Origin of the sequence: Nocardia testacea NBRC 100365 (assembly GCF_000308775.1) — a bacterium.
GTDB classification, from domain to species: Bacteria; Actinomycetota; Actinomycetes; order Mycobacteriales; family Mycobacteriaceae; genus Nocardia; species Nocardia testacea.
On the sequence record NZ_BAGJ01000207.1, the window covers coordinates 1 to 489 of the forward strand.

Here is a 489-nt window from a genome sequence, read left to right on the forward strand (position 1 = left end):
TTTACCGGTCTGTGGAACACCCACTCTTTTACCGTCGTGATGCACGTTCGAAGATACAAAGATCTCCTCGACCTCGGGGTGATGATACATGGGCTGGTAATACACTTGGGGCACACCGAACCGCTGTCCCAAGGCAACAAACTGGTATGGGGTAAGCTTCTGATTCTTCAAAACAACGATCTTCTGTTCGTAGACGCTCCGTCTGAGAATGTCCACGTCTTCGTCGCTCGAAGACAAGGCATCAAAGCCCTCAACAGAAACACCGAACTTGGCATCTTGCTGTCGTCTGATATGCATATTTTTATTCCTCGGTATACTCCCGATCGAGTGCGTCATAGGCAACGGTCAACCACGCCCGCGATGCGGCCCACAGGGCGCGCTGTGAGTGGCGTGGACACGACGCGCGGCCCGCGTGGAGAGGGATCAGCGGTTGGCGGGCTCCAACCCGCCCTCCACGGCCCGGTCCAGGAGCTCGGCAGGACAGAACTA

Annotated in this window: 1 protein-coding gene; it reads right to left on the reverse strand. The window is 56.2% G+C overall.

Annotated elements, in window-relative coordinates; genetic code table 11:
* Positions 1–297: TauD/TfdA dioxygenase family protein (locus ON38_RS25480; RefSeq protein WP_039827553.1), on the reverse strand; the 297-nt coding region annotated here is incomplete at its 3' end.
* Between the last annotated feature and the right edge of the window lie 192 nt (positions 298–489).